Below are 26,978 nucleotides of genomic sequence, written 5' to 3' on the forward strand. Positions count from 1 at the left end.
AAAGATCCGCTAACCGCGCGCGTCAATCCAGTCGCACCGCAGGGTGTGGCGCGCATGCGCGCGGGTGCGCCAGGTCACATACAGGCTGGGCAGAAAGATGGCGACCAGGCACACCGGCGCGGTCCAGGGCTCGCCAAAGGCGCAGATGGGAAACCAGCCCACCCACCCCAGCATCCAGATCGTCAACACCAGGTCCCAGAGGTGGTACTCCAGCGGGTGCTCGGCCTTGTGCGCGACATGCCACTGCTTGATGCGTTGCAGCTCGTTCAGGGTCATGGGAACCTCCCGGAAAACGGGAAATTCACTGTAAGTTAGCAGTAAGAATTCGTCAAGAAATACCGCGCGCCCCGCCACGGCGCAGGGCCGCTAGCCCAGGCGAAACACATCCACGGACCGGCCCAGCGACAGGGCGCTTTCCTTGAGGCCCTGGGCCGATGCCGCCGACTGCTCCACCAGCGCCGCATTCTGCTGCGTCACGGTGTCGAGCTGCGTGACAGCCTCGTTGACCTGGGCGATGCCCTGGGACTGCTCCTTGGTCGCGCTGCTGATCTGCTGCACCAGCGTGCTCACCCGCCCCACGGCGTTGACCACGCCCTGGATGGTGGTGCCGGCATGGTCCATCTGCTGCGCGCCGTTGGCGATCTGGTTCACCGTCGCGCCGATCAGGCCGCTGATCTCCTTGGCCGAGCTGGCGCTGCGCTGCGCCAGGGCCCGGACCTCCCCCGCCACCACGGCAAAGCCCCGGCCCTGCTCGCCCGCGCGGGCCGCCTCCACGGCGGCATTGAGCGCCAGCAGGTTGGTCTGGAAGGCGATGCCCTCGATCACGCCCACGATCTCGCTGATGCGCGTGGACGACTGCTTCATCTCCTGCATGGCAGCGCCCACCTCCTGCACGGCCTGGCCGCCGCGCGTGGCGATGTCGCTGCTTTGCGCGCTCTCGTGCGACACCTTGGCGGCGGTGTCGGCCGTCTGCTGCACGGTGCTGGCCAGCTGCTCCATCGACGCGGCGGTTTCCTCCAGGCTGCTCGCCTGCGATTCGGTGCGTGCCGACAGGTCCAGGCTGCCGCGCGAAATCTCGGCGGCCGACTGGGTGAAGCTGCGCACTTCGGTGCGCACATCGCCCACCACCGCGCGCAGGTTGACCTGCGTCTGCCGCAGCCGCTGCATGAGCGCGCCCAATGGCGGTGGATAGTCCACGTGGACCGAGGTGGCCAGATTGCATGCCGAGATGTCGGAGGCGAACCGGGTCGCATCGTGCACGCCCCGCAGCACGGTGGCCTGGTAGCGCCACAGCGCCCACCCGCTCCCCACCAGCAGCAGCACCAGGCGCGTCACCCAGGCCACGGGGCCCTGCAGCCCCAGCATGTCGGGCACCAGCGCCAGCAGCAGCAACACCCCAAGCACCAGCGCCATGCGGGGCAGCAACGCCATTTGCGCCATGCGCTGCCGCCAGCCACGCACACCGCGGTAGCGCAGGTTGCCGGCGTCCAGGTAGAAACTGCGCGCGCCCGAGGCCGCATCGCGGCGCATTTGCGCATACAGGGCCTCGGCGGCATCGGACTCCGCCGCGCTGGGCTTGGTGCGCACCGACATGTAGGCGCGGGGCTTGCCCCCCTCCATGATGGGCGTGACATTGGCCCGCACCCAGTAGTGGTCGCCATTCTTGCGGCGGTTTTTCACCAGCCCCGTCCAGGGCTCCCCCCGGCCGACGGTGCGCCACAAGTCCTTGTAGGCCTCGGCGGGCATGTCGGGGTGGCGGATGATGTTGTGGGGCTGGCCGACAAGCTCGTCGTGGCTGTACCCGCTCACGCGCACGAAGGCGGGGTTGCAGTGCGTGATCTCGCCCTTGGTGTTGGTGCTGGACACCAGCAGCTCATCGCCGGGGTAGTCGAAATTCTGCTGGGTCACCGGCAGGTTGATGCGCATGGAAAGCTCCTGATGGGCCCGCATCGTCGGCAGGCGGCGCGGTCCGCTACCGCTTGATACCGATCAAGTCTACCTGCCGATCACACCGTCTGGCACCAAAAGAATTGCGGCGGTGCCGCGAGAAACGGGCGGCCTTGGGCGCAGCCTCGGGCCTAGAAAAGCTGACCGGTTTCCATGGTGGCCTGCGCGTCGGGCCGCCGCCCCCGGCCGCCGGCCGGCACCGGTGTGCGTGGCTCCAGCACCGGCTCTTCCCCGCGCCGCGCCAGCGTGCTGGCCCGCACCCCCAGCAGGCGCAGGCGCTTGTCCAGCGGCACGCGCTTGAGGCACTGCCCGGCCAGCTGGCGGATGGTGGCGCCGTCCGCCGTGTAGATGCCCGCGGTGTGGTCGCGCGTGGCGATCTTGAAGTCGTCGTAGCGCAGCTTGATGCCGATGGTGCGCGCCACATAGCCCTTGCGCTGCAGGTCTTCGGCCAGGCGCAGGCACAGGTCGGTGAAGATCGCGCCCAGCTCCGCCTTGTCGCGCACGGCGTGCAGGTCGCGGTCGAAGGTGGTCTCGCGGCTCATGCTCACGGGTTCGCTTTCGGTCACCACGGGGCTGTCGTCCCGCCCCCAGGACACCCGGTGCATCCACGCCCCCGTCGATTTGCCGAAGTGCCCCATCAGCCACTGTTCATCCTGCGCCGCCAGCTGGCCGATGGTCTCGATGCCCAGGCGCGCCAGCTTCTCACCCGCCTTGGGGCCGATGCCGTTGATCTTGCGCACGTTGAGCGGCCAGATCTTCGCCTGCAGATCCGACTCATAGACAATGGAGATGCCATTGGGCTTGTTGAACTCGCTGGCCATCTTGGCCAGCAGCCGGTTGGGAGCCACGCCGATGGAGCAGGTCAGCCCCGTCACGTCGAAGATCCTCTTCTGGATGAGCCGTGCCAGCACCCTGCCTCCTTCGCGCTGGCCCCCGGGCACGTCGGTGAAGTCGATGTAGACCTCGTCCACGCCCCGGTCCTGCATCACCGGAGCGATGTCGGTGATGGTGCTCTTGAACAGGCGCGAAAAGCGGCGCACTTCGTCGAAATCCACGGGCAGCACGATGGCATGGGGGCACAGCCTGGCCGCCTTCATCATGCCCATGGCCGAGCCCACGCCGAACTGCCGCGCCGCGTAGGTGGCGGTGGTGATGACGCCCCGGCCCACATAGTCCTTGAGCAGGGGAAAGTCGGCCACCGGGATGAAATGCGGCTCGCGCAGGCCCTGGCCATCGGGGCTCTGGTGCAGCAGCTCGTCCACCTTGCGCCGCCCGCCGCCGATGACCACGGCCAGGCCCTTGAGCTGGGGGTAGCGCAGCAGCTCGACGGATGCGAAGAAGGCATCCATGTCGAGGTGCGCGATGCGACGCAGGCGCGGTGCGGAGGGCTCGTCGGGCGGTGCGGAGGTCACGGCCTCCATTGTGCGCAAAAGCGCAGGCACCCTGCTGTCAGCCGCCCGGCCGACCACAGGGTTTGGGCTGCGGTATTGATTGTGTCTATTGCTTCTTGGCGAGCGCCGCGTTGCGCAGGCCCTGCAGCGTTCCCGTGGGCGTGATCGCCTCGGGGTCCATCAGGCAGTGCAGCACGCTGGGCAGGCCGCTGGCCCGCGCGCGGGCCAGGGCGGGGGCGAAGTCTTCGGTGCGCTCGACGCGCTCGCCGTGGCCGCCGAACGCCTGGGCGTAGGCCTTGAAGTCGGGGTTCTTGAGCTGCGTGGCGCTCACGCGGCCCGGGTACTCGCGCTCCTGGTGCATGCGGATGGTGCCGTACATGGCGTTGTCCAGCAGCACCACGATGATCGGCAGGCCGTACTGCACGGCGGTCGCGAACTCCTGGCCGTGCATCAGGAAGTCGCCGTCACCCGCGAAGATCACCACCTCGCGCTGCGGCCACAGGCGCTTGCCGCCCACGCCGGCCGGCAGCCCGTAGCCCATCGACCCGCTGGTGGGCGCGAGCTGGCTGGCATAGGTGGTGAAGGGCCAGAAGCGGTGCACCCACGTGGCGAAGTTGCCCGCGCCGTTGCAGAAGATGGTGTCGGCGGGCAGCACGTCCTTGAGGTGCTGCATCACCTGGCCCATCTGCAGATCACCGGGGATGCGGATGGGCGCGGTGTCGCTCCACGCCAGATAGTCGGCATGGGCGGCTTCGGTGTGAGCCTTCCACGGCACCGGCGCCGCAGGGCGCACGGCATCCAATGCCGCGGCGAAGGCCTGCGGCGTGGCGTGGATGGCCTGCGTGGGGCGGTAGAGCTTGCCCAGTTCATCGGCATCGGCATGCACATGCACCAGGGGCTGTGCGGGCGTGGGGATGCCGAACAGCTCGTAGCCCTGCGACGGCACTTCGGACAGGCGCCCGCCCACCACCAGCACCAGGTCGGACGCGCGGATGCGCGCCAGCAGCTTGGGGTTCACGCCGAGGCCCAGGTCGCCGCCGTAGCAGGCGTGGGTGGCGGCAAACAGCATCTGCCGGCGGAACGAGCAGTACACCGGAATGGACCACGCCTCGGCAAACGCCGTGAACTCGCGCACCGCCTGCTCGGACCAGCGGCTGCCGCCCAGGATGGCCACGGGGCTCTGGGCGGCCTGCAGGCGCTGGGCCAGCTCTGCCATCTGCGCGGCGCCGGGGTGGGTCTCGGTGACCTGGTAGGGCTGCGCGTCGGCCACGGTGGCGGCCTCCGTCAGCATGTCTTCGGGCAGCGCCACCACCACCGGGCCGGGGCGGCCCGAGGTGGCAACGTGGAAGGCGCGCGAGATAAGTTCGGGCACGCGCGCCGGGTCGTCGATCTGCACCACCCACTTGGCCATGGTGCCGAAGACCGCGCTGTAGTCGAGCTCCTGGAACGCCTCGCGCCCCATGGCGCCGCGCGCCACTTGCCCCACGAACAGGATCATCGGGGTCGAGTCCTGGTGCGCGATGTGCACCCCGGCCGACGCATTGGTGGCGCCCGGCCCGCGCGTCACGAAGCAGATGCCTGGCTGCCCCGTGAGCTTGCCCTGCGCCTCGGCCATCATGGCCGCGCCGCCTTCCTGGCGGCACACCGTCACGCCGATGTCTGCATCGTGCAGGGCATCGAGCACAGCCAGGTAGCTCTCGCCCGGCACGCAGAACAGCTGCTTGACGCCATGGGTGATGAGCTGCTGCACCAGGATCTGGCCGCCGGTGCGGCTTGGGGCGGGGCTGGAGGTGGAAGGCGTGGTCATGTCAAAAGGTCCGGAACGGGAAAATATCAAACGAGGAAAACAGGTGGGTCAGCGCAGTGCCTCGCACGCACGGCGGATACGTGTGCAGGCCTCCTGCAGGTCGGCCATGCTGGCAGCGTACGAGATACGGAAATACGGCGCCAGCCCCAGCACGCTGCCCGGCACCACGGCCACGTGGAACTCGCGCAACAGGTAGTCGCAAAAATCGGCATCCGTGCGCAGCAGCGCGCCGCCCGGCGTGGTGCGGCCCAGCACGCCTTCGCAGCTGGCAAAGGTGTAGAACGCACCCTCGGGCACGCGGCAGCGCAGGCCCGGCGATGCATTGAGCGAAGCCACCACGAGGTCGCGCCGCGCCTGGAACTCGCGGCAGCGCTCGGCCACCACGTCCTGCGGACCGGTGAGCGCCGCCACCGCCGCCGCCTGGCTGATGGACGACGCGCACGACGTCGCCTGGCTCTGCACCACCGCCATGGCCGCGATCAGCGCACGCGGGCCCGCGCCGTAGCCGATGCGCCAGCCCGTCATGGCGTACGACTTGGACACGCCGTTCACCGTGAGCGTGCGCTCGCGCAGCGCGGGCAGCACGACCACCGGCGTGGCGAACGCATGGCCGTCGTACAGGATGTGTTCGTAGATGTCGTCCGCCAGCACCCACACCCGCGGGTGGCGCAGCACCACCTCCAGAAGGGGCCGCAGTTGCTCGGCGCTGTAGGCCGTGCCGCTGGGGTTGGACGGCGAGTTGATGAACACCCAGCGCGTGCGCGGCGTGATGGCGGCATCCAGCTCTTGCTCCGTAATGCGAAAGCCGTTGTCTTCGCTGCACGGCACCACCACGGGCACACCGCCCGCGATCAGCACCATGTCGGCGTACGAGGTCCAGTACGGCGCGGGCAGGATCACCTCGTCGCCCGGGTTCAGGCTGGCCATCAGCGCGTTGTAGATGACCTGCTTGGCACCGGCGCCCACAGTGATCTCGTGGGTGGCGAACGCGAGGCCGTTGTCGCGGCGGAACTTGAGCTGGATCGCGGCCTTGAGTTCCGGCGTGCCGTCCAGCACCGTGTAGTGCGTGTCGCCCCGCGCCATGGCGCGCTGCGCGGCCTCCTGGATGTGCACGGGCGTGTCGAAGTCCGGCTCGCCCAGGCCCAGCACGATCACGGGCTGCCCCTGGCGCTTGAGTTCGTTGGCGGCCTGGGTGATCCGCACGATGTCCGACACGCCGATGGCGCTGATGCGGTCGGCCGCGCGAAAGGCTGTGGCGGGGATGGCGGCGTTCATTGCTGGTAGGACTCCAGGGGCTTGTCGTTGGGTGCGGAGAACAGCTGGCGCAGCGTGGTGCCCAGCGGCAAATTCAGGCTCATGTTCTTGGGCGGAATGGGGTTCACGAACCACTTGGTGTAGATCTTTTCCATCTCGCCGCTCTGCATCAGCCGGGTGAGCACGCCGTCCACCGCGGCCTTGAAGGTGGGGTCGTCCTTGCGGAACAGCAGCGCGATCGGCTCGGCGCCCAGCGGCTCGCCCACGATGCGGTAGGCCGACGGGTCCTTGGAGTTGGAGATCAGGCCCGCCAGCAGGTTGTCGTCCAGCACGAACGCATCAGCGCGGCCGGATTCGAGCAGCATGAAGCTCTCGTGGTGGTCCTTGCCCAGCACCGTCTTGACGGGTGCGCCCAGCGTGCGCTCCTGCTTGCGCAGCAGCTGCACGGCCGTGGTGCCGGTGGAGGCCGCAATCGTGCGGTTGCCCAGCTGGCTGATGGACTTCAGGTCCGAATCCTTGCGCACCGCCATGCGCACCTCGCTCACATAGGTGGTCACGGCAAAAGCCACCTGCTGCTGGCGCGCCAGGTTGTTGGTGGTGGGGCCGCAGCCGATGTCCAGCGTGCCGTTCTGCACCAGCGGCATCGTGTTCTGCGCCGTCACGGCCATGTACTCGAGCTTCGCGTCGGGCACGATTTCCTTGAGCACGCGCTCGCACAGCTCCACGTGGTAGCCCACATATTTCTCGTTGGCCCCCAGTGCGTAGGCCATGGGCGGCGAGGTCTCGCGCACGCCCAGCACCGCCTTGCCCGATGCCTTGATCTTCTCCAGCGTGGGCATGGCGGTTTGCGCCTGCGCGGGCACGAAGGCCGTGCAGGCCAGTGCGAGCCCTGCAGCGAGCGCGGTGAATGTCTTGCGGGAAATTGCCATGGTCGTTGTCTCCGGTTGTGTTGTGGTTGGCAGGTGGGAAAGCGTCGAAAAAAAGGGAGGCCCGGATGGGCGGGGCCCCGGTGCGGGGCTCCTGGGTTCAGATGACGTTCTTCTCCAGCAGCGGCTGGTTGCGCGCGATGCGTTCGATGGACAGCGGCGCCAGGTCCAGGCTCCGGTAGCGGCCCGTCAGCATCAGCTCGGCCAGGCCGCGCCCCACGGCAGGGCACTGCTGCAGGCCATGGCCCGAGAAGCCGTTGGCGAACACCAGGTTGTCGCACGCGGGGTGCAGGCCCACGATGGCGTTGTGGTCGAAGGTGTTCATCTCGTAGTAGCCCGCCCAGGCGCCCTGCATGCGCAGCGCCTCGAATCCCGGAATGCGCTCCGCCAAGGCAGGCCAGACATGGTTGTCGAAGGCGTCGTACTCGGGCTCCAGCGGGGCAAAGTCGGCGTCGTTGTCGGCCGCAGGCGCAAAACCGCAGATGAAGCCTTGGCCCTCGGGCCGCAGCCAGATGCCGCTGGTGTCGATGAGCAGCGGGCAGCCGGGCAGCGCCGCGGGGCTGGCCAGGTGGAACACCGTGCGGCGCTTGCCCACCACGGGCAGGCCGATGCCCGCCCAGCCCGCGATGGCCGCGGCCCAGGGGCCACCCGCGTTCACCGCAAAGCGGCACGGCAGCTCGCCACCGCTTTTCAGGCGGACGGCACGCACATGCCGCACGCCATCGCTAGCCACCACGTCCAGGCCCACGGCTTCATCGGCCACGTAGCGCACGCCCTGGCTCTGCGCCTTCTTGCGCAGCGCGCTCAGCAGCAGGTAGCCGTCGAACCATCCCTCGCCCGACAGCCCGAGCGACCCCAGCGCCACGTCCTGCAGCGCCAGCCACGGAAAGCGCCCGGCCAGCTGCTGCGGGCCGAGCAGCGCCACATCGGCGCCGTGCCGCTTTTGCAGCGCATGGTTCTCGCGCAGCGTGGCCTCGCCCGCCTGGGTGGCCAGGTACAGGTAGCCGCCCTCGTGCAGGCCCACATCCGGCGCGTCGCCGCTGCAGGCCAGCAGTGTGTTCACATTGCGCAGAAAGCCGATGCCATAGGCCGAGATCTGGACATTGATGTCGGTGGAGAACTGCTGGCGGATGGAGCTGGCCGACAGCGCGGACGATGCGCGCGCATAGGTCGGGTCCCGCTCGACCACCACCACCGCGCAGCCCGGCTGCTGCAGCGTGAGGAAGTACGCGATGGCGCTGCCGATGACGCCGCCACCGATGACGACGATGGGTGGCGTTTCAGCCTGCATGAAAGCGCTTGCCACTGCGCTGCTCACACGTCGAAGGTCACGCCCTGCGCCAGCGGCAGTGCCGTGGAATAGTTGATGGTGTTCGTCGCCCTGCGCATGTAGGCTTTCCAGCTGTCGGAGCCCGCCTCGCGCCCGCCGCCGGTTTCCTTCTCGCCGCCAAACGCGCCGCCGATTTCCGCGCCGCTCGGGCCGATGTTCACGTTGGCAATGCCGCAGTCCGAGCCGGCTGCCGACATGAACAGCTCGGCCTCGCGCACATTGAGCGTGAAGATCGACGACGACAGGCCCGCGCCCACGGCGTTGTTCATCGCGATGGCCTCGTCCAGCGTGCTGTAGCGCACCACGTACAGGATGGGCGCGAAGGTTTCGTGCAGCGCGGGGCCGTCGTGCCTTTGCAGCTCCACCAGGGCAGGGCGCACGTAGTACGCGTCCGCACCGCCCAAACCTTCCACGCGGCCGCCGCCGTGCACCGCGGCACCCAGCGCACGGCTTTGTTCCAGCGCCTTTTGCATGCCTTCAAAGGCCATGCGGTCGATCAGCGGGCCCACCAGCGTGCCGGCGGTGCGCGGGTCGCCCACCTGCACGTTGGCGTACACCTTGGCCAGCTGGGGGACCAGCTGGTCGTAAATGTTGTCGTGCACGAACAGGCGGCGCAGCGTGGTGCAGCGCTGGCCCGCCGTGCCCATGGCGGCGAACGCGATGCCGCGCAGCGCCAGGTCCAGGTCGGCCGTGGGGGCCACGATGGCGGCATTGTTGCCGCCCAGCTCCAGGATGCCGCGCGCAAAACGTGCCGCCAGGCGCGGGCCCACCGCGCGGCCCATGGCGGTGGAGCCCGTGGCCGACAGCACGGGCACGCGGGCATCATCCACCAGCACCTCGCCAATGTCGCGCTGGCCCACGATCAGCTCCAGCAGGCCTTCGGGCGCGTCGGCACCAAACCGCGCGATGGCACGCTGCGCGATGGCGTGCGTGGCCAGGGCCGTGAGCGGGGTCTTTTCGGACGGTTTCCACACCACCGAATCACCACACACCAGCGCCAGCGCCGCGTTCCACGACCACACGGCCACCGGGAAGTTGAAGGCCGAGATCACGCCGCACACGCCCAGCGGGTGCCAGGTTTCCATCATGCGGTGGCCGGGGCGCTCGGTGGCAATCGTCAGGCCATACAGCTGGCGCGACAGGCCCACCGCGAAGTCGCAGATGTCGATCATCTCCTGCACCTCGCCCAGGCCTTCGGACGGAATCTTGCCCGCCTCGATGGTGACGAGCAGTCCCAGGTCCGCCTTGGCGGCGCGCAGCTCTTCGCCCAGCAGGCGCACCAGCTCGCCCCGGCGCGGCGCAGGCACGTTGCGCCACGCCTGGAAGGCCGCATGCGCACGGCCGATGGCGGCGGTCGCCTCGGCGGGGCCGTGCTGCGGCACCCGGGCCAGCACCTCGCCCGTGATGGGCGAGCGGGCGGCCAGCGTGCCCCCGGTGTAGCCCGCGCGGGGCACGCCCAGGCGTTGCAGCAATTGATCGACTTCGGTCACGAGGGGGGTGGCGGCAGGGGTGGCGGACATGGCGGCTCGCAAGGATCAGAAGGGCAGGAAAAAGGGGCAGCGCAGGAGAAAACACGCAATGAAGGCGCCAATATCCGCCAATCCTGCCGCGCTGGATAGCAAAAAAATGGAACTACTTGATCACAAATTGGAATGAAGTACCTGAAAATAGCAGGGACCCGCACCGCACACCGCATCAGTGCCACGGACTTGAAAGGCCTTGCCTGGGCCACCACCGATCATTCCCCCCACGCATGACCATGCTGCGCCGCTCCTTCCTGCCTTCCACCGCCGACCTGCTGGCCTTTGAAACGGCTGCCCGCCACCAGAGCGTGTCGCGCGCGGCCGAGGAGCTGCACCTCACGCAAAGCGCCGTGTCGCGCCAGATCCGCCAGCTGGAGGAGCAATTGGGCACCGCCCTCTTCCACCGCGTGCGCCAGCGCGTGGTGCTCACCGACGCGGGCCGCGTCTACGCCGCCGACGTGCTGGCCGTGCTGCAGCAGCTGTCGGCCAGCACGCAGAAGGCCATGGCGTTCGCGAGCACCGACGGCCTGCTCAACCTGGCCGTGCTGCCCACGCTGGGCACCCGCTGGCTCATACCACGCCTGGGCGGCTTCATGGCCCAGCACCCCGAGGCCATGGTCAATTTTTCGGCCCGCACCGAGCCCTTTGATTTCGCGGGAACACCGTTCGACGCGGCCATCCACTTCGGTGCGCCGCACTGGGCGGGTGCCGTGTGCGAATACCTGATGCACGAAGAGACGGTGCCCGTGTGCAGCCCCGCCTACCGCGACCGCCACCACATCCGCACGCCACAGGATCTGACCCGCGTGGTGCTGCTGCAGCAAAGCACGCGCCCCACCCAGTGGGCCGAGTGGTTCGAGCTGGTGGGCGCCCCCACGGCCCTGGCCCTGCGCGGCCCCCAGTCCGAACACTTCGCCATGATCGCCCAGGCCGCCGTCTCGCACCTGGGCGCGGCGCTGCTGCCGCGTTTCCTGATCGAGCAGGAACTGGCGGCGGGCAGCCTGGTGGAGCTGTCGGGCACGGTACTGACCAGCACCGATGCGTACTACCTCGTGTACCCGGAGGCGCGCGCGCAGACGCCGCTGGTGAAGGCGTTCAGGGACTGGGTGGTGGGGGAATGCGCAGGCCAGCGGCAAGCCCAAGGCTGAGGACCGGCGCGACGCCCCTGCACCACCGGGTCCATGGAATTTTTGAATAAAAATGCCTCCAGCCCTTTTGGCTAAAGCGCTGGCAGCTATGAAAAGTGAAGTGGCAGCACCGGGTACCCGGCGCCCGGGCCGCGCACCGGCAGGCCGTCATTCAGCTCCCGTCCACCAGCGGAAGTCCGCCAAGGCCCGGCGCGGGCGGCTCGATCGGTCCTGCACAAAACCCCTAGCGGAAACCAGGCAGCGGCTTCACGCGGGCCGCACTGCCCGGCTGCTGGCGGTTCCCGGCGGCTTGCGCGCGGTGCGGCCGGCCCGGCGATCCGCCCCCGCCAGTTCCTTGTCGTTCAATACGTACTGCGGGTTGTTGGTGAGGCGTTCCACGGCCAGGTCGATGAACGCCCGGGCGCGCACAGGCTGCGACGTCCTGCTGCCGAAGTACACAAAGTAGCTGGCGAAATCGGGCATGTGGTCGCGCAGGACGGGGACCAGTTGCCCCGAACGGATATAGGGCGCCGCGGTCACGCCCGCCAGCTGCCCCAGGACCTTGCCCGCCAGCACGGCCTGCAGCTCGAAGACTTCGTCATTGCTGCAGATGGCGGGCACGACCGGCTGGTCCACGGTCTGCTCCCCCAGCTTCACATGCCAGGGGGCGACCTTGCCCGTGCCGGGGTGGCGGAAAGCGCTGCAGCGGTGGGCGGCCAGGGCCGCCAGCGAGTCCGGCACGCCAAAGCGCTGCAAATACGCCGGTGCTCCGCAAATGACCATCTGCAACGGGAACAGCTTGCGGGCGATGACCCCTTCATGCGGCGAGGCGCCCAGGCGAAAGCCAACGTCCACCCGGTCCTCGACCCAGTTGCCCACCCGGTCGTCCAGGAGCACGTCGGGCTGGATGCCGGGGTGCCGTTCACAGAACTCCTCCACCAGGCGCCAGAGGATGGGCTGAAAAGCCGTGCGAGGGCCGGCTATGCGCAAGGGCCCGGCGAATTCGTCCCTGGCCGTCCGCGCGTTTTGCAGGGCGCGCTGCACGCCCAACAACGCGGGCTGCACGTCCTCCAGCAGGCGCTGCCCTGCATCGGTCAGCGACATCACCCGCGTCGTGCGATGGAACAGCCTCGCGTCCAGGTGTTCCTCCAGTTGCGCCAGCGCCTTGCTCGCCGCCTGCGGGCTGATGTCGAGCGCGTGTGCCGCCTTGCGCAGGCTGCCCAGCTCCGCGGCCTTGATGAAGGTGGATACGGAGCGGAGTTCGTTGATGGCCATGGCTGCTTCCTCCTGCCGGCATTGTCTCCATTTGGATGCGAATCCAGCAACCTATTTACCACTATCCGGATGTGAGTCCAGTTCCTAGACTTCGCCCCATAGTCCCCCGCGGAAACCCACCTTGCAACACCTCACCTTGAACAATGGCGTCCAGATGCCCGTCCTGGGCTTCGGTGTCTTCCAGATTCCCGATGCGCAGGAATGCGAACGCTGCGTGATCGACGCCATCCAGGCCGGCTACCGCTTGATCGACACCGCGGCGTCCTACCTGAACGAGGAAGCGGTCGGCAAGGGCCTGAAGGCCAGCGGCGTGGCGCGGGCCCAGCTTTTCGTGACGACCAAGCTCTGGGTTCAGGACGCCGGCTACGAGCGCACACAGCGGGCCATCGACACATCGCTGCGCCGCCTGCAGGTGGACTATCTGGACCTCTACCTCATCCACCAGCCATTCGGCGACGTGCATGGCGCCTGGCGCGCAATGGAGGAAGCCTGCCGCGCGGGCAAGCTGCGTGCCATCGGCGTCAGCAATTTCCACCCCGACCGACTGATGGACATCCAGGCGTTCAACCAGATCGCACCGGCCGTCAACCAGGTGGAGGTGAACCCGTTCCTGCAGCAGATCGAGAGCGCCGCCTTCATGCGGGAAATCGGCGTGCAGGCCCAGGCCTGGGCACCGTTTGCGGAAGGGCGCAACAACCTGTTCGAGAACGAGGTGCTCACCGACATCGGCAGGCGCCACGGCAAATCCGTGGGCCAGGTCGTGCTGCGCTGGCTGGCCCAGCGCGGCATCGCCACCCTGGCCAAGTCGGTGCGCAGGGAACGCATGGCGGAGAACATCGCCATCCTCGACTTCGAGCTCGATGCCGCGGACATGGCGCGCATTGCCACGCTCGACACCCGCACCAGCAGTTTCTTCTCCCACCGCGATCCCGCCATCGTCCAGTGGATGGCCGGGCGCAAGCTCGACCTCTGAGCCATGCGCATGAAGACACTGCTTTGCCTCGCCCTGTGCGGCGCAGCCACCGTGGCGAGCGCGCAGCGGCCCGGACCGGAAAGCGCCGCGCCCGCCGTTGCCGTCCGCACGGCCGCGCCGTCGCCCGCCGCGACCGGGGCGCCGGAGACCTTCACGGGCACCGTCGAGATCAGCACGCCGTTTCAGGCGCTGCCGCCGGGAAAGGCCGGCGGCGCAACGGTGCGTTTCGAGGCCCGGGCGCGCACGGCCTGGCACACCCATCCCCTGGGACAGACGCTCGTGGTCACGGCCGGCCTGGGCCTGGTGCAGCAGGCGGGGCAACCGGCCCAGTGGATCCGCCCCGGCGACGTGGTCGGCATCCCCGCCAACGTGCGCCACTGGCACGGCGCGGGCCCCGGCGGCCCCATGGCCCATGTCGCCATCGCCGAAAAGGAAGACGGCATCTCGGTGGCCTGGAAAGACAAGGTCAGCGATCAGGACTACGAGGCCGCCCTGGCCAGCGCGGGCCTGGCCGCGGCGGCTCCCGCCGCGATGCCGGCTGGACACGCCGGCCAGCACATCGTGCCCCCGCGGGCAGCGGCGCATGCACAGCCCGCCAGCGAAGTCCTGTCGGCCAGGCAGCAGGCCATCCCCCTGATGGCGTCCTTTGCGGCGGCCAGCAACATGCCCCGGCTCAACACGGCCTTGAACCAGGGGCTGGATGCGGGCATGACGGTCAGCGAGGCCAAGGAAGTTCTGGTGCAGCTTTACGCCTATGCGGGGTTCCCCAAGAGCCTCAACGCGCTTGGCGAACTGATGAAGGTCGTGCAGGAACGCAGGCAGCGCGGCATCCAGGACGCACCGGGCCGCGAACCCGGCCGCCGCATCGCCACCGGCGATGAACTGGTGGCGGCCGGCAAGGCGAACCAGACCGCGATCTCCGGCGGGCCGGTGCAGGGCCCGCTGTTCGACTTCGCGCCCGTCATCAACCAGTTCCTGCAGGCCCACTTGTTCGGCGACATCTTCGAGCGCGACAACCTCGACTGGCAAAGCCGCGAACTGGCCACGGTCGGCGCGCTCGCCGCCATGCCGGGCGTGGAGGCCCAGTTGCGCTCGCACCTGCGGGCCAGCCTGCACGTGGGCCTGAGTGCCACGCAGCTGCGGCAACTGGTGCAGGTGCTGGCAGAACAGGGCGATCCAGATGCCGCCCATCGCGCCCAAGACGCGCTCACGCAGGCGGTTGCCGCCGCATCGAAAGGTTGAACATGGACACCCACCGAATCCTGTGGGCCGCCGCCCTTGCCCTGGCGGCACTCATCACCGGCTGCGCAACCCCTTCTCCCCAGGGCACCGGCAACGCCCCTGGTCCGCTGGTGATCCAGGCCCAAGGGAGCTTCGCCGTCGGCGGGACCGTGCAGAAAACCCCCGGAAACTACGACAACAACAAGCCGGGCGCTTCGGGCCAGAGTTTCCACGGCGACCACCTCTATGCCTTCTACCAGGTGCCGCAGAACCCGAAGGCATTGCCCATCGTGATGCTGCATGGCGCCTTCCAGTCCGCGCGCAGCTGGGAAACCACGGCGGACGGGCGCGAGGGCTTTCAGACCTTGTTCCTGCGCCGTGGCTTTCCGGTCTACGTGGTGGACCAGCCGCGCCGTGGCCGGGCCGGCAGCAGCACGGTCGCGGCAACGATCGAGCCGGCACCCAACGACCAGCTGTTCTTCGACCAGTTCCGGATGGGCAAGTGGCCGAACTACTTCGGCAATGTCCAGTTCGACCGCAAGCCGGAGACGCTCGAGCAGTTCTTCCGCTCGGTCACCCCCAACACCGGCCCCTACGACGCCGGCGTGGTAGCAGACGCCCTGTCGGCGCTGTTCACCAAAATCGGCCCGGCGATCCTGTTCACGCATTCGCAAGCCGGCGGCCCGGGTTGGCTGGCGGCAATCAAGAACCCGAACGTCAAGGCGATCGTCGCTTTCGAGCCGGGCAGCGGCTTCATCTTTCCGCGGGGCGAGTTGCCCCAGGCCATGCCCAGTGCGGCCGGGACGCTGTCGCCCGAGGCGGTGCCGATGCCGGACTTCCTGAAGCTCACCCGGCTCCCGATCACCATCTACTACGGCGACAACTTCCCGGTCGAGCCCACCCCGGAGCGCGGCCAGGACAACTGGCGCGTGCGGCTGGCCATGGCCCGGCTGTGGGTCGACGCCGTCAACAGGCACGGCGGCGACGCCCGGCTGGTGCACCTTCCGGAGATTGGAGTGCGCGGCAACACGCACTTCCTGATGTCCGACTTGAACAACCTGCAGATCGCGCAGTTGGTGTCGCAGTTTCTGGCCCACAAGAAGCTGGACTGATGTACCCGGCCGCGCCATGCCGCGCAGGCAGACCACAAAAATGATTGGAGCTTGAATGAAACACGAAGCCGTCAATGAAAAGCGCCGCGAGTTCCTTGGGACCTCGGCCCTTGCCATCTCAGCCGCCGCCATCGGTGTTCCCGCCATGGCCACACCCACCTCCGCTGTCGCCGCTGGTGGCGGCAGCAAGAATCCCTTCACGCTGGTCTATGCCGGCGCGATCACGAAGAACGAGCCGGGCAAGGTCCACATCCGCCCGGTGAAGTACAAGCTCAACGGCCTGGACATCGTCGCCAACGTCTACACCCCGGCGAACCACGATCCCAAGAAGAAATACCCCGCGATAGTCGTGGCGCACCCGAACGGCGGCGTGAAGGAGCAGGTCGCCGGCCTGTATGCCCAGCACCTGGCGGAGCAGGGCTACATCACGATCGCGATGGACGCGGCGTATCAAGGAGGCAGCGGCGGCCAGCCACGCAGCACGGACAAGCCGCAATTTCGCACGGAGGACATTCACGGTGCGGCCGACTTCATCACCCGCTATCCAGGTGTCGATGCGGCGCGCCTGGGACTGCTCGGCATTTGTGGTGGCGGCGGCTATGCGCTGTCGGCAGCGAAGTCAGACAAGCGCTTCAAGACGCTGGCAACGCTCAGCATGTTCAACTCCGGACGGGTCCGCCGCAACGGGTTTTCCGACTCCCAGCTGGATACGATCCAGAAGCGCTTGAAGGACGCGTCGGATGCGCGCGCCCAGGAGAAGGCGGGAGGCAAGGTTCTCTATTCGGGCGATGCCGACATGACGGATGCGCAGATTGCGGCGTTGCCATTCGAGATGTACCGGCAGGGCTACGAATACTACTGGCGCACCCATGCGCATCCGGGCTCCACGTTCAAATACACCACGAGCAGCTTGATGGACCTGATGCGCTGGGATGCCACCGAGGAGATCGAACTGATCCAGCAACCGCTGCTGATGATCGCGGGCAGCAAGGCTGACAGCTTGTACATGACCGAAGATGCGTTCGCCAAGGCCACGGGCGCGAAGGACAAGGAACTGTTCAAGATCGAAGGCGCCACGCACATCGAGACCTACTGGGTGCCCCAGTATGTGGAAGCCGCGATGGGCCAGCTGATTCCGTTCTACGCCAGGACCTTGTGATCCGGAAAGAACCCCCTCTTCACGGCGCTCCCACCCGATTGCGCCCTGACGCCTTGGCCCGGTACAGCCCGCCATCCGCCGCCTCGATCAGTTGCCGCTCGCACCCCTGCGCGTAAGGCCCTGCCATCGTGGCGGCTCCCACGCTCACCGTGACGCAGCCCCACGAGCTGCCGCTGTGCGCGATGGCCAGCGCCTCGATCCGCTCCCGCACGACCTCCGCCACAATGCGCGCCCCCTGAAGATCCGTGCCGGGAAGAATGATCGCCAGTTCTTCCCCGCCGTAGCGCGCCACGAGGTCACCGGGGCGTTTGGCGTACTGCACCAGGCATTTCGACACCGCCTGCAGGCAGGCATCGCCCGCCACATGGCCGTAGGTGTCGTTGAAACCCTTGAAGTAGTCGATATCGATGAGCAGCAGGGACAGCGGCGTCCCCTGCCGGCTCGCGCGGCGGCACTCCATGTTCAGGGTTTCGTCGAAGCAGCGGCGATTGGCCAGGCCCGTGAGCTGGTCTTGCGCGGCCAGCGCCTCCAGCTTCTGGTTCACCCGCATCAGATCCTCGCGCGCAGCCACGAGGGAGGCCTCGGCGCGGGTCCGGCGGCGGATGTCGAGCAGCAGCCGCCAGCCGATGACCGCGATGCCCAGGAGCAAGGCACCGACGACGGCCGCAGTGAGCAGCGCCTGATGCCGCCAGCCGGACAGGGCTTCTTCCTTGCCCACCGCCACGGTGGTGACCACGGGATACCGGTCGCTCTTGCGAAAGGCGTACAGCCGCTGCGTTCCGTCGATGCCGGACTTGAACGAGGCCGTGCCGGACACGGCGCCGGAGTAGACGCGCTGGAAATTGGCCGATTTGGAGAAGTCGCGGCCCAGGTCCTGCTCGCGGTAGGGATAGCGAACGAGCATCTGCCCGCCCGTGGTCGACAGCCCGATGGCGCCTTGGTCGCCCACGTCGATCTTGCCGAACAGCTCCAGAAAGCTCTTGATGCCCAGGCTCACCACCACCACGCCGCCAAAGCGCCTGTCCTTGTCCTCGAAGCGCTGGCTGATCGTGATGACCCAGTCGCCGGTGGAGCGGCTCCGGATGGCCGGCCCGATGAAGGGCTCGCGCGACGCGCTGTCGCGGTGGTGGGCAAAGAAGGCCCTGTCCGTGCTGTTGGCCTGGGCCGGCAAGCGCCCGGCCGAAGACATGAGCCAGTCGCCGGTGGCGCCATAGATGACGATGCCATTGAGCTGGGTCAGCAAATGTTCCTGCTGGTCGATCAGCCGCTGCAGGCGCTGCATGTGCTGGGGGCCGGTGCCCTCTTCCTCCAGCCGCTCCACGATGCCCAGCAGCAGCATGGCGCTTTGCGTGATGACGCCTTCGGTGTAGGTGTTGAGGGTCTGCGCCAGGTTGAGGTTCTGGGTGTCGATTTCGGCCAGCGAGCGCTCCCGCGCCGACCACATCTGCCAGGCGGTGGCGGCAGACACCGAGAGGTACACAACGGTCAGCAGCAGCACTGCCAGGCGAACATCACGCTTCATCGATTCATTTCCACCCACCAGCACACCCAGCAAACGTCAGGACAGATCGGCGGCCTGGCTGGCCTCTACCCCTCTGCGGACCATACTAAGTGATTGGTGGTGGCTTTGCTACTGGGATGAAACCCCACCTTTCAGAAACCCGCCGCGCGGGCGGTGGCGTGCGTGCGTGCCTGGGCTTGCGCGCCTTCAGGGGCGCCGCGCGGCCTCGCGCACCATCAGCCAGTAAGTGCGGCCAGAAACCGGTTCCACGCACTCCACCGTGCGCGTGAACCCCAGGCGCCGGTAGAACGGCAGGCTGAGCGGGTTGAAGGTTTCCAGAAAGCAGAGGGCGCGCGCCAGGTCTGCGCGGGCCAGCGTCAGCCGCAGCAGTCCCTGCGCCAGCCCCTGGCCCTGCGCAGCAGGGCGCACGCCCAGGATGGACAGGTACCACGCACCCCGCAGGTCGCCGGGCACCTGCTCCTCCATGGCGGCGGCGATGCGCACATAGTTGGCGAAACCTGCGGGCCCGAGCAGCCGGGAAAGCCCCTGGGTGCGGCGCTCGCCGTGCAGGGCCTGCGCGCTGGCCGTGGCCTCCTGGGTCAGCCAGAGGGCGGCGCCGTCGGCGCCCGACACATGCACCTCGCCCACGGCGCGGGCCTCGTCCAGGGCCAGCGCGAAGTAGTGGGCCAGCACACGGTGCCGCAGGGCGGGGTCGGCCGCGTGGTCGATGGTGACGGCCTGATAGAACGCATCGTCCCGCAGCGCTTCGGCCAGGGCGCCGCACACGGGAGCAAAGGGTTCCAGTGCGCCGCTCGCGGGTGGCTGCGCCGGCGTGGCATGGGGTTGCATGGGCCTCCAGGGAGCGCTATTGCAGGTTCTGCAGCGCGTAGACGAACGCGGCGTCGCCCAGGAACTCCACCATGCGCGGGTGGTAGGCATTGTGAAACGCCTTCATGTCGGCATTGTCGGCATAGAACAGCACGGTGCCCACATAAGCGTCGCGCGATGGCACGTAAAAACGCGCGACGATGGAAAAGTGCTTTTCCATCAGGGCCTGGATGGCCTCGGATTCAGGGGCGTGCGCATCGATCAGCGGTCCCAGCTCCTGGTAGAACGCAGCGAAGTCGGCATGCACTTGAGGCTTGTCCACATGCGCCCAGTCGTTGGTGGCCGCCAGGGATTGCTCCTGCTCAGCCCGCTGCGCGGCGCGGCATTGGTCGAGGTATTCGGGGGTGGTCTGCTGCAGGCCCATGGTGTTCGTTTTTTTCTTGTCTTGAAGAGGCGGGTCGGTCAACACGGCGTGCATCGCCGGCACGCAAACCGCCAGGGGGAGCGCGGACTATAGCGGGGCGGACTGCCACCACGCTGTCCAGCGCATTTTTCTGCGGGCCACGCGGATGGCGGCCGGGACTTGCCGAGCGCGGGCCGCGCGCCGCCAGGCCAGCACCTCAGCCCAGGGGGTCGGATGCGCTCGCCCGGTCCGCGCCGGGCACCACCCGCTGCGCTGGCGGCGAACCCGCCAGGCTTTGTGCAGGCCGGCGCAGGGTGGCGTCAAAGGGGTTGATCCGGGGCCCGATGGCAGCCGCCTCGCGCTTGAGCAGCTCCACCACGGTGGGCATGCGGTCGGCGTTCAGGCGGTCGGCGATGGTGCCCACGCTCAGCGCCGCCACGGCGCGGCCTTCGCGGTCACAGATGGGCACGGCCACACCGGCCATGCCTTCGAGCAGGCCGGTGTTGCGGCCTGCGTAGCCCTGCTGGCGCACGCGCTCGATCTCGGTGCGCAAATACACCTCGTCGTACACGCCGTACTCGCGCACGCGCGACAGGTTGAAGCGGATGACCTCTTCGCGCTCGGCCTCGGGCAGGAAGGCCAGGATGGCCAGCGCGCCCTGCCCCACCCCCAGCGCCACGCGGCCACCGATGTCGCCGGTGAACGAACGGATCGGGAAAGGCCCCTCGCTGCGGTCCAGGCAGATGGCGTCGAAGCCGCTGCGCGCCAGCAAAAAGATGCTGTCACCCAGGCTGCCGCACAGCCGCAGCAGCGCCGGGCGGCACAGGCTGCGCAGGTCGCCCGGGTTGCCGGCGCGCGCCGCCAGGGCGAAGAAGTCCATGCTCAGCCGGTAGAGCTTGCTGCGCTCGTCCTGCTCGACCATGCCTTCTGCCACCAGCGATTGCAGCAAACGGTGCGTGGTGCCCTGCGTGAGACCGATGGCACGCGCCAATTGGGTGACCCGGCCGCCCTCGGCCTGCACGGCCACCAGGGCGCGGATGAGTGCAAAGACCCGGGGTACGCCGCCCGTGCCTGCGGTTGCTGCTTCCATACATCGCTCCTGCGGAATAGATGGGCTTCATTCTACCCATCACATTCCAACTATCGGAATAATTTAAAGAAAAATTCTGATTAATGGAATACCCGGTGCAATCTGGTTCGGTTGTTGCAATAGAGTGAACTGAAAACGCCAAGGCTCTCCATCCTGAACGGCCCCATGCACCACAGCGGTGCAGCAGTGGCAAGCCACCTTGTTCAGCAGAGGCAGCCCGGCACAAAGACATCCATGCGCGCGCCGCTCGGAGCACGCGCATGGCAGGAAACCGGAATCCGAAGAAAGGCCCCCATGTCCTTCCTGAAGCTCAGCGATGTGACCAAGTTCTACGGCAGCACCTGCGCGGTGCAGTCCATGAACCTCACGGTGGAAAAAGGCGAATTCGTCTCCCTGCTCGGCCCCTCGGGCTGCGGCAAGACCACTACCTTGCAGATGGTGGCGGGCTTCGAGGCGGTCAGCAGCGGCCGCATCCAGCTGGACGGGCGCGACATCACCCACGCCAAGGCCAACACGCGCGGGCTGGGCATCGTGTTCCAGAGCTATGCGCTTTTTCCGCACATGACGGTGGCCGACAACGTGAGCTTTGGCCTGGAGATGCGCAAGGTGCCCAAGGCCGAGCGCAAGGACCGCGTGGCCCAGGCCCTGGGCCTCGTGCACCTGGAGGCGCACGCCACGCGCTACCCGCGCGAACTGTCGGGCGGCCAGCGCCAGCGCGTGGCCCTGGCGCGCGCACTGGTCATCGAGCCCCCCGTGCTGCTGCTGGACGAGCCCCTGTCCAACCTGGACGCCAAGCTGCGCGAGGAGATGCAGTTCGAGCTGCGCCAGATCCAGCGCAAGGTGGGCACCACCACGGTGATGGTCACGCACGACCAGAGCGAGGCCATGTCCATCAGCGACCGCGTGGTGGTGATGGAGGCCGGCCGCGCCACGCAGATCGACCACCCGCACCGCGTGTACGAACACCCGCGCACCCGCTTCATCTCCACCTTCGTGGGCAAGGCCAACCTGGTGCCCGGCAAGGTGACGTCGGCGACCGGCACGCACACCCACGTGGGCGCGGGGCCCATCGAGGTGCGGGTGGACGGCGCGCAGTTTCGCCCCGGCGCGGCCGTGCTGCTGAGCGTGCGGCCCGAAAAACTGCAGCTGGTGCCTGCGGTGCAGGGCCGCATCGGCGGCGAGGTGCGCGAACGCTTCTTTCTGGGCAGCCAGTGGCTGTACCGCGTGGGCACCCCCCTGGGCGACCTGATGGTGCTGGCGCCCAACGACGGCCGCAACGCGCTGGACGAAGGCGACCGCACCGGCCTGGACTGGCCCGACCACTGCATGCGCCTGCTGCCCGCCGATGAAACCGCGGTGGCTGGCGCCGAGGCCGAGGCCACGCCATGACAGCCGCCCCATCGACCCTGTCCGCGGCGCCCCACCCGCTGCTGGGCAAGAAGGCCATGCCCTGGTGGCTGTCCGGGCCGGCGCTGTTGCTGTTCACCGTGCTGCTGCTGGTGCCGCTGGCGCTCACGGCGGTACTGTCGTTCAACGCGTTCGACCCGGCCACGGGGGTGAAGGCGGGCGAGTTCACGCTGGAGCACTACCGCCATGTGTTTGCCGACTCCTACTACCACGCGATCTTTTGGCGCACGTTCTGGATCGCCGGGCTGGTCACGCTGATCTGCGTGGCCATCGGAGCGCCCGAAGCCTATGTGCTCAGCCGCATGCGCAACCCGTGGCGCTCCATCCTGCTGCTGGTGGTGCTGGCGCCCTTGCTGGTGTCGGTGGTGGTGCGGGCCTTTGGCTGGAGCATGCTGCTCGGCCCCGAGGGGCTGGTGAATGCGGCCTTCGGCCTGATCGGTATCGGCCCGGTGAAGATGCTCTACACCGAGATCGCCGTGGTGGTGGCGCTGGTGCACGTGATGCTGCCCTTCATGGTGATCCCCGTGTGGACATCGCTGCAGAAGCTGGACCCGGGCGTGGAGAACGCCGCGCTGTCGCTGCAGGCCTCGCCCTTCACCACGCTGCGGCGCATCGTGCTGCCGCAGGTGCTGCCGGGCATTCTGTCGGGCAGCCTGATCGTGTTCGGCCTGGCCGCCAGCTCGTTCGCCATTCCCGGCCTGCTGGGCGGGCGGCGGCTGAAGATGGTGGCCACGGTGGTGTACGACGAGTACCTGCACGAGCTGAACTGGCCGCTGGGCGCCGCGATTGCGCTGACCTTGCTGGTGGCCAATCTGATGGTGATGCTGAGCTACAACCGCCTGGTTGAAGGCCGGTACAAAAAATCTCTCGGGTAAGTATGACCACCCCCACGCTCCATCACTTCGTGTATTCGCTGCCCCCCAAGGGGGCGCAGGCCTCCCTTGGGGCGGCCCGGCGGGAGTCCTGATCCATGCAAAAAAACGGCCCCATCGCCCTCGCGTTCAACGCGCTCGTCATCACCTTCATGCTGGCCCCGCTGCTGGTGGTTTGCATCGTCGCCTTCACGCCGCACAACACGCTCACGCTGCCCACCACCGAGTTCTCGCTGCGCTGGTTCAAGGCGGTGTTCGACCACCCGGACTTCATGCAGTCGTTCTGGAACAGCCTGTGGCTGGCCCTGGCGTCGGCCACGCTGGCGACAGTGCTGGCAGTGCCCGCGGGCATTGCGATCACGCGCTACGACTTTCCCGGGCGCGGCTTTCTCAACGGCCTGTTTTTGTCGCCATTGATCATTCCGCACCTGGTGCTGGGCGTGGCCCTGCTGCGCCTGTTCGCGCTGATCGGCGGCACGGGCAGCTTTGGCTGGCTGGTGGTGGCGCACGCGCTCATCGTGACGCCGTACACGCTGCGCCTGGTGGTGGCGGCGCTGGTGGGGTTCGACCGCAGCGCGGAGCACGCAGCCCTGTCGCTGGGCGCCAGCCAGGCGACGGTGTTCACGCGCATCACGCTGCCCATGATTCTGCCGGGCGTGACGGGCGGGTGGATGCTGGCCTTCATCAACAGCTTTGACGAAGTGACCATGTCGATCTTCGTCACCTCGCCCAGCACGGTGACGCTGCCGGTGCGCATGTACATGTACGCCACCGAATCCATCGACCCGCTGATGGCGGCCGTGTCGGCGCTGATGGTGGCCGTGACGGCTTGCGCCATGGTGCTGCTGGACCGTGTGTATGGACTGGACCGCGTCCTCGTGGGCCGGAAGTAGATGAGCACCGAAAACATGAGTTCCAGCCCTGCCTTGCTGCACCGCGTGGCCGAGAAGAGCCGTGCGCCCGTGCACTTCACCATCAACGGCCAATCCGCCACCGCTCTTCAGGGCGATACGGTGCTGACGGCCATCCTCACGCAGCATGCGCAACTGCGCCGCAACGAGTTCAGCCACGAGCCGCGCGCAGGCTTCTGTTTGATGGGTGCCTGCCAGGACTGCTGGGTGCTGACCGACAGCGGCGAGCGCCTGCGCGCCTGCAGCACCTTCGTCACCCCCGGCATGGCGCTGCGCACCGAACCCGCCGACGCGGCCACCTTTGCCAGCGGGGGCCAGCCATGACGACGAAGCCTGCTTTGCAACCCGTGATCGTGGGTGCAGGCCCCGCCGGCATCCGCGCCGCGCAGACGCTGGCGGCGCACGGCGTGCGCCCTGTGCTGATCGACGAAGCCGCGCGCGGCGGCGGGCAGATCTACCGCCGCCCGCCTGCCCACTTCAAGCGCACCCCCGCCACGCTGTACGGCACCGAGGCCGCGCGTGCCACCGCATTGCACGGCACGCTGGACGGCCTGCACACACAGATCGACTACCAGCCCGACAGCCTGGTGTGGAACGCACAGGGCGGCCTGCTGGATGTGCTGCACGGCCCCACGCAGACCACGCGCACCGTGCCCTACGGCCAGCTCATCGTGGCCAGCGGCGCCACCGACCGCGTGCTGCCCGTGCCGGGCTGGACGCTGCCGGGCGTCTACACGCTGGGCGGCGCGCAGGTGGCGCTCAAGTTCCAGGGCTGCGCCATCGGCAGCCGGGTGGTGCTGATGGGCACGGGCCCGCTGCTGTACCTGGTGGCCTACCAGTACGCCAAGGCGGGCGCCGTGGTCGCTGCGGTGCTCGACACCGCGCGCTTTGCCGACCAGCTGGCCGCCGTGCCCGCCATGCTCACGCAGCCTGCGGTGTTCGCCAAGGGCGTCTACTACGTGGGCTGGCTGCGCGCGCACGGCGTGCCCATCCACAGCGGCATCCGCCCCGTGCGCGTGCTGGGCGACGGCCGCGTGGCGGGCGTGGTCTGGGCCGATGGTGCCGGGCGCGAACACACGCTCAGCTGCGACGCCGTGGGTTTTGGCTACGCGCTGCGCTCCGAAACACAACTGGCCGACCTGCTGGGCTGCCGCTTTGCCTGGGCACCAATGCACCGCGCCCACCTGCCCGAGCGCGATGCCGCAGGCCGCAGCAGCGTGCAGGGCGTGTACCTGGCGGGCGACGGTGCGGGCATCCTGGGTGCCGACGCGGCCGAGTGGGCCGGCGAGCTGGCCGCGCTGGCACTGCTGCAGGACCACGGGGCGGCCGTGGATGCGGCGCGCATGCGGGCGCTGCAGGGGCAGCTCCACCACCTGATGCGGTTTCGCCAGGGGCTGGAACGCGCCTTTCCCTTCCCCACCGACTGGGCCGCGCAAGCGCCCGATGCGCTGGTGGTGTGCCGCTGCGAGAACATCACGGCGGGCGAGCTGCGCGCCTGCGTGCGCGAGACCGGTGCCGACGAGATGAACCGACTGAAGGCGCTCACCCGCGTGGGCATGGGCCGCTGCCAGGGCCGCAGCTGCGGCGTGGCCGCGGCCGAGATCCTGGCGCAGGCCACCGGCCAGCCCGTGGAGCGGGTGGGCCGGCTGCGCGGACAGGCGCCGATCAAGCCGATACCGATCCACCTGCAGGCACGGCAGGCCACCGACGCGGGAGCCAGCGCATGAGCAGCAGCACGCCTCGGACCGTCAAGACCGACGTCGCCATCGTGGGCGGCGGCATCGTGGGTGCATCGGCCGCGCTGGCCCTGCGCCGCCAGGGCGTCGATGTCGTGCTGCTCGAGCGCGATCTCTGCGGCTCGCGTTCGAGCGGCGTGAACTACGGCGGTGTGCGCCGCCAGGGGCGACCCCTGAGCCAGTTGCCGCTGGCGCAGCGCGCCCACGAGATCTGGGCACGCCTGCCCGCGCTCATCGGCACCGATGGCGAGTACGCCCGCACCGGGCACTTCAAGATCGCGCGCAGCGAGGCGGACATGGCCGCGCTGGAGCACTACGCCCACCAGAGCCGGGACTTCGACCTGGGCATAGAGCTGATCAGCGGCGAGCGCCTGCGGGCGCAGTGCCCCTGGCTGGGCGGCAAGGCGGTGGGCGGCTCGCTGTGCGTGGACGATGGGCAGGCCAACCCGCGCCTGGTGTCGCCCGCGTTCGCGCTGGCAGCCCAACGCGCCGGCGCGCAGATCTTCGAGCGCTCGCCGCTCACACGCATCGAACACGACGGCCGGCAGTTGTTCACGCTGCACTCGGGCACGGCACTGGAGGTCAGTGCCCCGGTGGTGCTCAACTGCGCGGGTGCCTGGGCCGGTGCGATGGCGGAGCAGTTTGGCGAACCGGTGCCGCTGCGCTCCGGCCACCCCGCGATGATGGTCACCGAGCCCCTGCCCTATTTCATGCAATGGAGCCTGGGCGTGGAAGGCGGCGGCATCTACTGCCGGCAGGTGGCGCGCGGCAACCTGGTGCTGGGCGGCGGGTCGGGCTTCTGGCTCGACGGCGACCGCGCGCGCTCGGAGCGCAGCGCCATCGCGTCGCTCACCGTGCAGGCGGTCGAGCTGCTGCCCGCGCTGAAACACGCGCACTTCATCCGCACCTGGAGCGGCACCGAGGGCTACCTGCCCGACCGCCAGCCCGTGCTGTGCAAGAGCCGCACCACGCCCGGCCTGATCCACGGCTTCGGCTTTGCGGGCGCGGGCTTTCAGATCGGCCCCGCCGTGGGCGAAGTGCTGGCCGAACTGGCGCGCGACGGGCACACCAGCACGCCGATCGACGCGTTTTCCCTGGCTCGCTTTGACACGCCGCCAGCGTCCGCCGCGGGCGCCACGCCCACAACAACCACAGCGCAGGCCCACTGAGCCCGCCGACCTCTCC

Annotated in this window: 25 protein-coding genes; 12 read left to right on the forward strand and 13 right to left on the reverse strand. The window is 68.5% G+C overall.

Annotation, left to right across the window (positions count from 1 at the left end; translation table 11 throughout):
- Window positions 1-9 precede the first annotated feature (9 nt).
- From AC07PV_RS15105 to amaB, 8 genes are all read right to left on the reverse strand, one after another.
- Window positions 10-276 carry a hypothetical protein gene (locus AC07PV_RS15105; protein ID WP_218295616.1) on the reverse strand — a complete coding sequence of 89 codons (267 nt, stop codon included), beginning with the start codon at window positions 274-276 and terminating at the stop codon, window positions 10-12.
- 90 nt (window positions 277-366) lie between these two features.
- Complete coding sequence (locus AC07PV_RS15110) at window positions 367-1,926, reverse strand: methyl-accepting chemotaxis protein (protein WP_492253639.1); 1,560 nt, start codon at window positions 1,924-1,926, stop codon at window positions 367-369.
- 152 nt (window positions 1,927-2,078) lie between these two features.
- Window positions 2,079-3,368 carry a Y-family DNA polymerase gene (locus tag AC07PV_RS15115; RefSeq protein ID WP_218340089.1) on the reverse strand — a complete coding sequence of 430 codons (1,290 nt, stop codon included), beginning with the start codon at window positions 3,366-3,368 and terminating at the stop codon, window positions 2,079-2,081.
- Between the two features lie 76 nt (window positions 3,369-3,444).
- Window positions 3,445-5,145, reverse strand: a complete 1,701-nt coding sequence (locus AC07PV_RS15120) for a thiamine pyrophosphate-binding protein (protein ID WP_218340088.1) — start codon at window positions 5,143-5,145, stop codon at window positions 3,445-3,447.
- A gap of 48 nt (window positions 5,146-5,193) precedes the next feature.
- Window positions 5,194-6,420, reverse strand: coding sequence for a pyridoxal phosphate-dependent aminotransferase (locus AC07PV_RS15125; protein ID WP_492807400.1), 1,227 nt, complete (start codon window positions 6,418-6,420; stop codon window positions 5,194-5,196).
- On the reverse strand, window positions 6,417-7,328 hold the full coding sequence (locus AC07PV_RS15130) for an amino acid ABC transporter substrate-binding protein (protein WP_218295621.1): 912 nt from the start codon (window positions 7,326-7,328) through the stop codon (window positions 6,417-6,419). The genes AC07PV_RS15125 and AC07PV_RS15130 overlap by 4 nt, the downstream gene beginning before the upstream one ends.
- Before the next feature lie 97 nt (window positions 7,329-7,425).
- A complete protein-coding gene (locus AC07PV_RS15135; protein ID WP_494595402.1) occupies window positions 7,426-8,616 on the reverse strand; it encodes an NAD(P)/FAD-dependent oxidoreductase in 1,191 nt (396 codons plus the stop codon).
- Between the two features lie 23 nt (window positions 8,617-8,639).
- Entirely contained in the window at window positions 8,640-10,175 is a 1,536-nt protein-coding gene (amaB, locus tag AC07PV_RS15140) for an L-piperidine-6-carboxylate dehydrogenase (protein ID WP_494630617.1), read from the reverse strand.
- On the opposite strand from amaB, the gene AC07PV_RS15145 reads away from it, so the two are divergent.
- Both AC07PV_RS15145 and AC07PV_RS15150 read left to right on the forward strand, forming a co-directional pair.
- Window positions 10,174-10,311: a hypothetical protein gene (locus tag AC07PV_RS15145; RefSeq protein ID WP_218340085.1), complete on the forward strand. Its 138-nt coding sequence runs from the start codon at window positions 10,174-10,176 to the stop codon at window positions 10,309-10,311. The two genes, amaB and AC07PV_RS15145, sit on opposite strands and share 2 nt — an antisense overlap.
- Before the next feature lie 103 nt (window positions 10,312-10,414).
- Window positions 10,415-11,326: a LysR family transcriptional regulator gene (locus AC07PV_RS15150; RefSeq protein WP_218295624.1), complete on the forward strand. Its 912-nt coding sequence runs from the start codon at window positions 10,415-10,417 to the stop codon at window positions 11,324-11,326.
- A gap of 246 nt (window positions 11,327-11,572) precedes the next feature.
- On the opposite strand, the gene AC07PV_RS15155 is transcribed toward AC07PV_RS15150, so the two are convergent.
- Window positions 11,573-12,580, reverse strand: a complete 1,008-nt coding sequence (locus tag AC07PV_RS15155; RefSeq protein ID WP_218340084.1) for a LysR family transcriptional regulator — start codon at window positions 12,578-12,580, stop codon at window positions 11,573-11,575.
- Between the two features lie 121 nt (window positions 12,581-12,701).
- Between AC07PV_RS15155 and AC07PV_RS15160 the strand changes: the two genes are divergently transcribed.
- Genes AC07PV_RS15160 through AC07PV_RS15175 form a run of 4 tightly spaced genes read left to right on the forward strand, consistent with a single transcriptional unit; the run spans window position 12,702 to window position 17,045 of the window.
- On the forward strand, window positions 12,702-13,553 hold the full coding sequence (locus AC07PV_RS15160) for an aldo/keto reductase (protein WP_255591097.1): 852 nt from the start codon (window positions 12,702-12,704) through the stop codon (window positions 13,551-13,553).
- Window positions 13,554-13,562: 9 nt separating this feature from the next.
- The gene (locus tag AC07PV_RS15165) at window positions 13,563-14,795 is read left to right on the forward strand and encodes a (R)-mandelonitrile lyase (protein ID WP_494630618.1); all 1,233 of its coding nucleotides are present in this window, start codon (window positions 13,563-13,565) and stop codon (window positions 14,793-14,795) included.
- A 2-nt stretch (window positions 14,796-14,797) separates the two neighbouring features.
- Window positions 14,798-15,886 (forward strand): alpha/beta hydrolase, encoded by a 1,089-nt coding sequence (locus AC07PV_RS15170; RefSeq protein WP_494630620.1) that lies wholly within the window; start codon window positions 14,798-14,800, stop codon window positions 15,884-15,886.
- Window positions 15,887-15,941: 55 nt separating this feature from the next.
- A complete protein-coding gene (locus tag AC07PV_RS15175; RefSeq protein ID WP_492807411.1) occupies window positions 15,942-17,045 on the forward strand; it encodes an alpha/beta hydrolase in 1,104 nt (367 codons plus the stop codon).
- A 19-nt stretch (window positions 17,046-17,064) separates the two neighbouring features.
- On the opposite strand, the gene AC07PV_RS15180 is transcribed toward AC07PV_RS15175, so the two are convergent.
- The 4 genes from AC07PV_RS15180 to AC07PV_RS15195 form a co-directional block, all read right to left on the reverse strand.
- Window positions 17,065-18,567, reverse strand: coding sequence for a sensor domain-containing diguanylate cyclase (locus AC07PV_RS15180; RefSeq protein ID WP_494630621.1), 1,503 nt, complete (start codon window positions 18,565-18,567; stop codon window positions 17,065-17,067).
- Between the two features lie 186 nt (window positions 18,568-18,753).
- Window positions 18,754-19,395: a GNAT family N-acetyltransferase gene (locus AC07PV_RS15185; protein ID WP_494595412.1), complete on the reverse strand. Its 642-nt coding sequence runs from the start codon at window positions 19,393-19,395 to the stop codon at window positions 18,754-18,756.
- Between the two features lie 16 nt (window positions 19,396-19,411).
- Window positions 19,412-19,840 carry a TipAS antibiotic-recognition domain-containing protein gene (locus AC07PV_RS15190; RefSeq protein WP_255594729.1) on the reverse strand — a complete coding sequence of 143 codons (429 nt, stop codon included), beginning with the start codon at window positions 19,838-19,840 and terminating at the stop codon, window positions 19,412-19,414.
- A 154-nt stretch (window positions 19,841-19,994) separates the two neighbouring features.
- Window positions 19,995-20,867: an IclR family transcriptional regulator gene (locus AC07PV_RS15195; protein WP_369643023.1), complete on the reverse strand. Its 873-nt coding sequence runs from the start codon at window positions 20,865-20,867 to the stop codon at window positions 19,995-19,997.
- 294 nt (window positions 20,868-21,161) lie between these two features.
- Here AC07PV_RS15195 and AC07PV_RS15200 point away from each other — a divergent pair, with 294 nt between their 5' ends.
- The 6 genes from AC07PV_RS15200 (at window position 21,162) to AC07PV_RS15225 (ending at window position 26,962) form a co-directional block, all read left to right on the forward strand.
- A complete protein-coding gene (locus AC07PV_RS15200) occupies window positions 21,162-22,256 on the forward strand; it encodes an ABC transporter ATP-binding protein (RefSeq protein WP_494630622.1) in 1,095 nt (364 codons plus the stop codon).
- Window positions 22,253-23,149: an ABC transporter permease gene (locus AC07PV_RS15205; RefSeq protein WP_494630624.1), complete on the forward strand. Its 897-nt coding sequence runs from the start codon at window positions 22,253-22,255 to the stop codon at window positions 23,147-23,149. Before AC07PV_RS15200 ends, AC07PV_RS15205 begins: the two co-directional genes overlap by 4 nt.
- Before the next feature lie 95 nt (window positions 23,150-23,244).
- Window positions 23,245-24,039 (forward strand): ABC transporter permease, encoded by a 795-nt coding sequence (locus AC07PV_RS15210; protein ID WP_369643025.1) that lies wholly within the window; start codon window positions 23,245-23,247, stop codon window positions 24,037-24,039.
- A gap of 15 nt (window positions 24,040-24,054) precedes the next feature.
- Entirely contained in the window at window positions 24,055-24,381 is a 327-nt protein-coding gene (locus tag AC07PV_RS15215) for a (2Fe-2S)-binding protein (RefSeq protein ID WP_255591094.1), read from the forward strand.
- Window positions 24,378-25,784 carry an FAD/NAD(P)-dependent oxidoreductase gene (locus AC07PV_RS15220; protein WP_494630625.1) on the forward strand — a complete coding sequence of 469 codons (1,407 nt, stop codon included), beginning with the start codon at window positions 24,378-24,380 and terminating at the stop codon, window positions 25,782-25,784. The genes AC07PV_RS15215 and AC07PV_RS15220 overlap by 4 nt, the downstream gene beginning before the upstream one ends.
- A complete protein-coding gene (locus AC07PV_RS15225) occupies window positions 25,781-26,962 on the forward strand; it encodes an NAD(P)/FAD-dependent oxidoreductase (RefSeq protein ID WP_494630626.1) in 1,182 nt (393 codons plus the stop codon). Before AC07PV_RS15220 ends, AC07PV_RS15225 begins: the two co-directional genes overlap by 4 nt.
- Window positions 26,963-26,978 lie beyond the last annotated feature (16 nt).

The organism is Acidovorax sp. GW821-FHT09A11 (genome assembly GCF_059418365.1).

What these genes read in the sequence shown, in the direction of transcription:
- AC07PV_RS15120 (WP_218340088.1), bottom strand. Translation starts at nt 5,145, where the DNA reads ATGACCACGCCTTCCACCTCCAGCCCCGCCCCAAGCCGCACCGGCGGC.
- AC07PV_RS15195 (WP_369643023.1), bottom strand. Translation starts at nt 20,867, where the DNA reads ATGGAAGCAGCAACCGCAGGCACGGGCGGCGTACCCCGGGTCTTTGCA.
- AC07PV_RS15185 (WP_494595412.1), bottom strand. Translation starts at nt 19,395, where the DNA reads ATGCAACCCCATGCCACGCCGGCGCAGCCACCCGCGAGCGGCGCACTG.
- AC07PV_RS15130 (WP_218295621.1), bottom strand. Translation starts at nt 7,328, where the DNA reads ATGGCAATTTCCCGCAAGACATTCACCGCGCTCGCTGCAGGGCTCGCA.
- AC07PV_RS15115 (WP_218340089.1), bottom strand. Translation starts at nt 3,368, where the DNA reads ATGGAGGCCGTGACCTCCGCACCGCCCGACGAGCCCTCCGCACCGCGC.
- AC07PV_RS15105 (WP_218295616.1), bottom strand. Translation starts at nt 276, where the DNA reads ATGACCCTGAACGAGCTGCAACGCATCAAGCAGTGGCATGTCGCGCAC.
- AC07PV_RS15200 (WP_494630622.1), top strand. Translation starts at nt 21,162, where the DNA reads ATGTCCTTCCTGAAGCTCAGCGATGTGACCAAGTTCTACGGCAGCACC.
- AC07PV_RS15155 (WP_218340084.1), bottom strand. Translation starts at nt 12,580, where the DNA reads ATGGCCATCAACGAACTCCGCTCCGTATCCACCTTCATCAAGGCCGCG.
- AC07PV_RS15180 (WP_494630621.1), bottom strand. Translation starts at nt 18,567, where the DNA reads ATGAAGCGTGATGTTCGCCTGGCAGTGCTGCTGCTGACCGTTGTGTAC.
- AC07PV_RS15225 (WP_494630626.1), top strand. Translation starts at nt 25,781, where the DNA reads ATGAGCAGCAGCACGCCTCGGACCGTCAAGACCGACGTCGCCATCGTG.
- AC07PV_RS15170 (WP_494630620.1), top strand. Translation starts at nt 14,798, where the DNA reads ATGGACACCCACCGAATCCTGTGGGCCGCCGCCCTTGCCCTGGCGGCA.
- amaB (WP_494630617.1), bottom strand. Translation starts at nt 10,175, where the DNA reads ATGTCCGCCACCCCTGCCGCCACCCCCCTCGTGACCGAAGTCGATCAA.
- AC07PV_RS15145 (WP_218340085.1), top strand. Translation starts at nt 10,174, where the DNA reads ATGGCGGCTCGCAAGGATCAGAAGGGCAGGAAAAAGGGGCAGCGCAGG.
- AC07PV_RS15125 (WP_492807400.1), bottom strand. Translation starts at nt 6,420, where the DNA reads ATGAACGCCGCCATCCCCGCCACAGCCTTTCGCGCGGCCGACCGCATC.
- AC07PV_RS15165 (WP_494630618.1), top strand. Translation starts at nt 13,563, where the DNA reads ATGAAGACACTGCTTTGCCTCGCCCTGTGCGGCGCAGCCACCGTGGCG.
- AC07PV_RS15110 (WP_492253639.1), bottom strand. Translation starts at nt 1,926, where the DNA reads ATGCGCATCAACCTGCCGGTGACCCAGCAGAATTTCGACTACCCCGGC.
- AC07PV_RS15210 (WP_369643025.1), top strand. Translation starts at nt 23,245, where the DNA reads ATGCAAAAAAACGGCCCCATCGCCCTCGCGTTCAACGCGCTCGTCATC.
- AC07PV_RS15150 (WP_218295624.1), top strand. Translation starts at nt 10,415, where the DNA reads ATGCTGCGCCGCTCCTTCCTGCCTTCCACCGCCGACCTGCTGGCCTTT.
- AC07PV_RS15215 (WP_255591094.1), top strand. Translation starts at nt 24,055, where the DNA reads ATGAGTTCCAGCCCTGCCTTGCTGCACCGCGTGGCCGAGAAGAGCCGT.
- AC07PV_RS15135 (WP_494595402.1), bottom strand. Translation starts at nt 8,616, where the DNA reads ATGCAGGCTGAAACGCCACCCATCGTCGTCATCGGTGGCGGCGTCATC.
- AC07PV_RS15220 (WP_494630625.1), top strand. Translation starts at nt 24,378, where the DNA reads ATGACGACGAAGCCTGCTTTGCAACCCGTGATCGTGGGTGCAGGCCCC.
- AC07PV_RS15175 (WP_492807411.1), top strand. Translation starts at nt 15,942, where the DNA reads ATGAAACACGAAGCCGTCAATGAAAAGCGCCGCGAGTTCCTTGGGACC.
- AC07PV_RS15205 (WP_494630624.1), top strand. Translation starts at nt 22,253, where the DNA reads ATGACAGCCGCCCCATCGACCCTGTCCGCGGCGCCCCACCCGCTGCTG.